We start from the raw sequence: 7,050 nt of genomic DNA, 5'->3' as shown, positions 1-7,050 counted from the left end.
CTCAGGACGCGGAGCTTCGTCATGCCTCAGCTGTTACCGGATGCCGGGCCGCAGCGTGTTCTCGCGGCCTCGAACTTCGTCTATACCGTCGGCAGTGGGCTCTATCTGACTGCCGGGGTGCTGTACTTCACGCAGGCGGTGCGCCTTCCGGCCGGGCAGGTGGGGCTCGGGTTGGGGATCGCCGGGGGTGTCGCGCTGGTGCTGGGGATCGCCGTCGGGCACCTGGCCGACGTGTGGGGAGCCCGTGGTGTGTACGCGGCCACTCTTGTGGTGCAGGCGCTGGCCACGGCCGGGTTCGTGGTCGCGGACAGCTTCTGGCCGTTCGTGGGCGTGGTGTGCGCGGCTGCCGGGGCGAAAGCCGCCGGGCTGGCGGCGCGCAGTCCGCTCATCAGGGACTACGGCGGGGACCGACCGCAGGAGTTCCGTGCCTATCTCCGTGCGGTGACCAACGTCGGCATCTCCCTCGGCGCGCTGGGGGCGGGCTGGGTCGTGCAGGTGGGCACCCTCCCGGCCTATCAGCTCTTGGTCGTCGGCAATGCGGTCGCCTTCGCCGGTGCTGCGGCGATCCTCGTCCTCCTACCGCCCGTCGCCCCCAAGCCCCTGGCCGCCGGCCCCCGCTGGGGCGCCCTCCGGGACCGGCCGTACCTCCTGCTCACCGCCCTCGACGGCGTCATGGCCATCCAGTTCAAGGTGCTCACCGTGGCCATCCCGCTCTGGCTGGTGCAGGCCACCACGGCCCCGCACTGGCTCATCTCGGGAACCATGATCACCGGCACCGTCATGGTCGTCGCGCTCCAGGTACGAGCCAGCCGCACCGTCAACTCGCCCGCCTCCGGGGGAAACGCCTACCGGCGGGCCGGCGTGGCATTCCTCGTCTCCTGTTCGCTGATCTCGCTGTCCGCGGGGGTGCCGGCCTGGGCGGCCGCGGCGCTGCTGCTGACCGCGGTGGTGATCCATACGATCGGCGAACTGTGGCACTCCGCCGCCGGGTTCGAGGTGTCCTTCGCCCTCGCCCCGCCCCACGCCACCGGCCAGTACCTGGGCGTGTTCGGCCTGGGCGCCGGGCTGGCCGAAGCCCTCGGCCCCGGTCTGCTCATCGCGCTCTGCATCACCTGGGGCCGCCCCGGCTGGTACGTCGTCGGGGCGCTCTTCGCCGTGACGGGCCTGGCCGCACCGCCCGCCGTCCGCTGGGCACAGCGTCATCAGCATGCTCAGCGGGTGGATCTCGAAGCGGCGGTACCCACACCGCGTCCGGTCAGCGCGATCGGGTCGGGGTGAAGACCGTCTCCATGACCGGCCATCTGGGGAGGGCGGCAAGTCTCCCCGCTACACGTGCGCCTTCCCTCCCTCCCCCTCCAGCGCCCGCGCGATCCGCACGTTCGTCTCCCGCCACTCCTCCGCCGGGACCTTCGGCAGCACGTCGCCCCACAGCGGCAGACACGAGCCGCGCATCTGGAGCATGCCTTCCGGGCGGGCGATGAACCAGACGTGGAAGTGCGAACCGCCGTCGCCCCAGCGGTTGATGTGGACGCGGGCGATGCCGCCCAGGGACTTCACCGCCCGCTCCACGCGCTGCAGCATCCCGCCGAGTTCGGCCGCCCGCTCCGGCGAGAGATCGGCCAAGTCCCCATGGTCGTGCGGCAGCAGCATCACCTGGGCCGGGACGCCCTTCGGCTCGGCGAAGCCGCGTACCTTCCAGTGCTCGTCGCTCCACAGCAGCGGGCCCTCGTCGTCCACGCAGCCGGGGCACTCCTCCCCGTCCTCGCCCTTGCGCAGCGGCTCCGGCAGGACCGGCTGCTCCAGGACCTTGATCGCGAGCTCCCCCTCGTACGGGAAGATCTCCCAGAACGGGATGCCGTTCTCGGGCATCGGTATCCGCTCGCCGATCGGCAACCGCTTGACGAAATCACTGGGTTCGACAGTCATGGGCACAGCCTCGCACGCCCCGCACGAACTCCGCGTCCCTCGCCCGAACGGCCGCCTTCGGGCCCGCCGCGCGCAGCGTCACCTCCAGGGCCCGCGCCGGATCCGCCGCGTACACCGTGCTGAACCACGGCATGTTCGCCTCCACCACCGCCCACTCCCCCGTCGTGCCCCGCTCGGGACGCGCCGGCAGACCGACGTCCAGGACGACCGCGCTGGGGAGTGTGTTGCCGTGCTCTGCCAGCAGGCTCGACGCGAACTCCTCGACAGCCGCCCGATGGTGATGGTGCGTCAATGTCACTGCGTCCAGTCGACCGTACGTCGCGTACTGCGAGCCCGTCACCACCTCCCCGTCCAGCACGAACAGTCGGAACTCGGCCGCCCAGCCGACCACTTCGCTCACCAGCACCGGCGTCCCGGCCGACAGCTCATGGGCGCCGGGCAGCTCGGCGCCCTCCTCGTACACCGCCGCCGGGAAGGTCTTGTCCCGCGGCGGCTTGACGAACACCGGGCCCGGCAGGCCGCGCGCCTCGCCCAGCGTCATCGGGCGGATCCGTCGCCGCGTGAACTCCCAGGGCAGGCACGGCAGCCAGCCGTCGGACGGCTCGAGGAGCGCCACCCCGAGGTCGTCCGCCACGGCCGCGCCGAGCCCCGGGCCGCCGTAGTAGTGGCCGCCCGGCCTGTCCCGCAGCTCGGCCGCCGCGTCCGGGGCGGTCAGCTCCACCACGTCCATGCCGCGGCGGCGGGCCGCCGTCGCCAACAGGTCCCGTGTCGGGCTGGGGTGCGGAGTCACCGCGAGGAAGCCGCCGTCCGCAGCCGTCATGAGCAGCTCAGCCTCATCTGCCCCGCCCCGTGGTGCGCGCCCTCGCGGGCCGCTGCGCCCCAGTCCTGGCCGCGGTCGACGAGTCGGACCGTGAAGACCGGGCCTCGCAGCGGGTACGACTCCGTGTGGAGCAACTCACCGTGGTGCCCGGGCTGGTGGACCTTGAACGCCGCGTACGGGACTCCGTCCGCCAGCACCTGGTACACCGACGGGTCACCGGCCGCGTCCTGCGGGCGTGGTGGGGTCGGGACGTGGACGGCCAGGGCGCACCGGTCGTACGGGGCGTCCACGCGCCATGTCCACGTCGCCGTGTTGTCGTGGTCGCGGGTCGCGCTGCCGGACATCGGCAGGGCCGTGAAGCGGCCGTCGCAGCCGCCGCCCCGGTAGCCGCCGCGCGTCACCGTGTACCAGCCGTCCAGGCCGTCCGCGTACCGGCCCTCCTCCCGGTACTCCCCGCCCGAACACCCCGGGCCCGCCCAGGACTCGTACGTCGGGGGCCGCGTCGCCGAAGTGGGCGGCGGGAGGCTCGGCGTCGGCGGCGACGTCTCGGGGGCCGTCGGCTCCGGCGACGCCGAATCCGTCGGGAACGCCGTCGGCGCGATCCGCGTCGGCACCGCGCGGACGATCCCGCCCCCCGGCCTCCCCACGGCCCCCGCCGGCGGGCCGGCGTCACCCCGGCCCAGCACCACGACCGTCACCGCCACCGCGGTCACCGCCACCACACCGACCGTCAGCAGCACGACCCCAGACGTCGGCCGCCGCCGGACGGAGCCCGCCGCGACGCACTCGGGGCAGACCATCCCCGGCAGCGGGCCGCGCCGTCCGCTTCCGCACCGTTCGCATGCCATAGCCGCCCACTATGCAGGACCGCGCCCGTTCCGGGGAGCCTCAGCGCAGTTCCTCCGGGCAGGCGGTGCCGCGCGGGAAAAGCTTGTACGGCGCGGCGAGCCGGTACGTGCCGGGCTTCGGCGCCAGCAGCTCCGTCCACTCGTCGCCCTCCGCGTCCGCCTCCGCCTTCAGCAGGCAGCCGTCCGCGTTCACGTACCGCTTCGGCAGGTCCTCCTCCGAGGCCTCCCGCGCCTTCTTCGACGCCTTGGTCTCCTGCGGCGGCTCGACCTTGCCGCCGTTCTCGTCGAGCAGCGCCAGCCACGGCGAGTACGGCACCCGGATCAGCACCCGGCCCGCGGTCTCCAGACGGATCGTCACCTCGTTCTCGCCGGCCCGCTCCACCTTCGCCGGCGGGTCGGCGAGCGGCGTCGGGTCCTGGACCTCGTACAGCCGCCAGTTGGCGTCCGACCAGACCTGCTTCAGGTACGGCAGGCCCGCCTCGACGAGCTCCGCCTCGCCCTCGCCGCCGGTGTCCGGCGCGCCCGTCGGCAGCACCACGTAGTGCACCGCCCAGCGGTCCAGCCAGTCCTGGTAGTTCGCGGCGTCGAGGGTGTCGTCGTAGAAGATCGGGTTGCGCTCGATGTCGGCCTGCCGGTTCCAGCCGCGGGCGAGGTTGATGTAGGGGGTGAGCGCGGACGACTCCCGGTGGCTGCTCGCCGGCACCACCTCGACCCGCGCCTTCTCCGCGCCGCGCACCTGGAGCTGGTTGACCAGCGGCGCGAGCTCGCGCGCCCAGGAGGCGTCCGGCGCGGTGCGGATCACGTCGTCGACGCTCTTGAAGCCGATCCAGAAGTTCAGCCCGACTATGGCGAGCACCAGCGCGTACCAGCGGCGCGAGCGCGGGGCGACGTAGGGCAGCGCCGCAAGGAGCACCACGCCCGCGAACAGCATCGGGAGCCGGGAGACGTTCGAGCCGATCTGGGAGTCGATCAGAAAGGTCAGCGCCGTCCCGGCCGTGTACACCGCCGCGCCGGCACGGACCGTCCGCCACTCTTTCGGCACGAGCACGAACACGAGGGCGCCGAAGAGGAACGGCAGCGAGGTCGACGCCAGCGACATCGGCTGGGTGCCGGAGAACGGGAAGAGCCACGCCGACAGCGCGACGACCGCGACCGGGGCGAGCCCGAGCGCGTACGCCCCGGGCCGCCGCTTGTTCAGGAACAGCGCGGCCGCCGCGACGCCGAGGAAGAGCCCGGCGACCGGGCTGGCGGCGGTGGCAAGGCCGGCGAGCGGGGCGGCGACGGCCGCCTTCGCCCAGCGTTTGCGGCGCCATCGGCGCGGCCAGCAGAACACCGCCGCGACCGCGCCCAGCGCGAACGTCATCCCGAGCCCGAAGGTGACCCGGCCGGACATCGCGTTGCACAGGAACGCGAACACGCCGGCGAGCGCGCACGCCATCGGGTTCCGCACCGCCCGCACCCGGACCAGGATCAGCGCGGTCAGCCCGGCCGAGACCGTGCCGACGATCATCATCGTGGCCCGCACGCCGAGCACGGACATCACGTAGGGCGAGACCACGCTGTACGAGACCGGGTGCATCCCGCCGTACCAGGCGAGGTTGTACGCGGAGTCCGGGTGCCGGCCGACGAACTCGGCCCAGGCGTCCTGCGCGGCGAGGTCGCCGCCGCTGTTCGCGAACAGGAAGAACCAGAGGATGTGGGTGAGCGCGGCGAGGCCGGTCGCGACGAGGACGGTGACGCGGCGGCGGGTACGCGTACGGGGGTGGGGGCGGGCGGTGGCTTGCTCGGGGATCCCTGACGGGACCGGTTCAGGAGCGGGCTTCGCCGGGTCGCGTGGGCCCGGAAGCGCTATTCGGGTGGAACCCCCGGGCCCGTCGTGCGGGTCGTGCGTGGTCGTACCGTCGTCGGCGCGCGTCGGCTCGGCGGTCGTCACTCGGCTCTCTCCGGTCTTGTCCCCGCTCCCCATCCCCGTCTCCCGAACGGACGCCGTCCCCGGCCCGCCGGTTGCCCGGAACGCTAACAGGTGGGCGCCCCGGAATCCGGGGCGCCCACGCGCGCGGGACTTTCGGGGCGCGTCAGCCCAGGTGGGTCAGCCGCGTCCCGAAACCGGGCTCGGCCAGGTCGCTCTTCAGCGCGACGGGCGCGCTGACCTTGCCGGTACCGACGCCGACCGACACCTGGCCGACGACGGTGCCCGCCTTGGCGGCGTGCGGGACGGCCTTGCCGCCGTCGGTCAGCTCCAGGTGCACCTTGAGGCCGGGCCAGCCGATCGGCTTCAGCTCCTTGGTCGCGACGACCTCGGTGCGCCCGCCGAGACCGTCCTCGACATAGCCGACGACCTGGCCCTTGCGGATCACCGACGCGGAGGTCACGTCCTTCTGGGCCTGCTGGATGAGCTTGAGGCTGTACGCGATCGAGAGCTTCAGCTTGTCGTCCAGGATGGCGGCGTCCTTGGCCCCCATGACGATGCCGACGACCCGCCGGATCTGGCCGTCGACGACGGTGTTCGCCGCCCAGAGCAGGTTCCCGCCGGCCGGCGTGGAGGAGCCGGTCTTGATGCCGCTGACGCCCTCCTCCAGAAGGATGCTGTTGTTGTTCTCGATCCGGCCCGGGATGCCCTCGACGGTGACGTTCGGCATGTTCACGATCTCCCGGAACACGTCGTACTGCATGACCGCCTTGGCCAGCTTCAGCTGGTCGCGCGGCGTGGACACGGTGGTCGAGTCCAGGCCGGAGGGGTCGGTGTACGTCGAGCTGGTCATGCCCAGCTCCTTGGCCGCGGCGTTCATCTTCTCGACGAAGGCGGCCTCGGAACCGGCGTCCCAGCGCGCGAGCAGGCGGGCCACGTTGTTCGCGGACGGGATCATCAGGAGCTGCAGCAGCTCCTTCTCCGAGTACTCCTGCCCCTTCTTCACCGGGGCCCGCGACTCGTGCGTATTGCCGGCCTCGGCCGCCGCCTTCGCGTCGATCGGGATCTCGGGACCCTTCTGCTCCCCCTTCAGGGGGTGGTCGCGCAGGATCACGTACGCGGTCATCGTCTTGGCGACGCTCGCGAGCGGGGCGGGCTTCTGGGCGCCGTACTCGCCCATGGAGCCGACGCCCTCGACCTCGACGGCGCCCTGGCCCTCGGTCGGCCACGGCATCTTCAACTCGCCGCCCTCGAAGGTGAACGCGGGGGCGGCGGAGAGGCTGAGCGTGGGCTGCGGCAACGGGCGCACGAGCTGTACGACCGCAAAGACGATCAAGAGGAGCACCACGAGCGGCGTCCAGATCTTGATCCGCCGGGTGAAGGTCCGCAGCGGGCTGGGCGGCGGGGGCGGGGTGTTGGTGAGCTCGGCGAGCAGGTCGAGCGGGGGCAGCGGCGGCATGGGCTGCTGCTTGGTCCGCTCGGCCTCGGTGAGCGACGGCGGGGGCGGCGGCGCGGCGGGCGTGGCCGCGGGGGCCGGGGCCGGGGGT

General features: G+C 72.9%; 6 protein-coding genes. 1 reads left to right on the top strand and 5 read right to left on the bottom strand.

Going from position 1 to position 7,050, the window contains the following annotated elements; genetic code table 11:
* The coding region (locus VIU94_RS20475; protein WP_331913286.1) for an MFS transporter at positions 1-1,278 on the top strand (1,278 nt) is incomplete at its 5' end.
* Between the two features lie 48 nt (positions 1,279-1,326).
* Here VIU94_RS20475 and VIU94_RS20470 read toward each other — a convergent pair.
* The 5 genes from VIU94_RS20470 to VIU94_RS20450 form a co-directional block, all read right to left on the bottom strand.
* A complete protein-coding gene (locus VIU94_RS20470; RefSeq protein ID WP_331913285.1) occupies positions 1,327-1,926 on the bottom strand; it encodes an HIT family protein in 600 nt (199 codons plus the stop codon).
* A complete protein-coding gene (locus tag VIU94_RS20465; protein ID WP_331913284.1) occupies positions 1,907-2,746 on the bottom strand; it encodes an ATP-grasp domain-containing protein in 840 nt (279 codons plus the stop codon). Before VIU94_RS20465 ends, VIU94_RS20470 begins: the two co-directional genes overlap by 20 nt.
* The gene (locus VIU94_RS20460; RefSeq protein ID WP_331913283.1) at positions 2,743-3,594 is read right to left on the bottom strand and encodes an adhesin; all 852 of its coding nucleotides are present in this window, start codon (positions 3,592-3,594) and stop codon (positions 2,743-2,745) included. Before VIU94_RS20460 ends, VIU94_RS20465 begins: the two co-directional genes overlap by 4 nt.
* Positions 3,595-3,634: 40 nt before the next feature.
* Positions 3,635-5,560: a DUF8823 domain-containing protein gene (locus VIU94_RS20455; RefSeq protein WP_331913282.1), complete on the bottom strand. Its 1,926-nt coding sequence runs from the start codon at positions 5,558-5,560 to the stop codon at positions 3,635-3,637.
* Positions 5,561-5,669: 109 nt separating this feature from the next.
* On the bottom strand, positions 5,670-7,050 hold a 1,381-nt coding region (locus VIU94_RS20450; protein WP_331913281.1), incomplete at its 5' end, for a D-alanyl-D-alanine carboxypeptidase family protein.

Source organism: Streptomyces sp., assembly GCF_036566765.1.
Taxonomy (GTDB): Bacteria; Actinomycetota; Actinomycetes; order Streptomycetales; family Streptomycetaceae; genus Streptomyces.
This window is presented reverse-complemented; position numbering and strand designations above follow the sequence as displayed.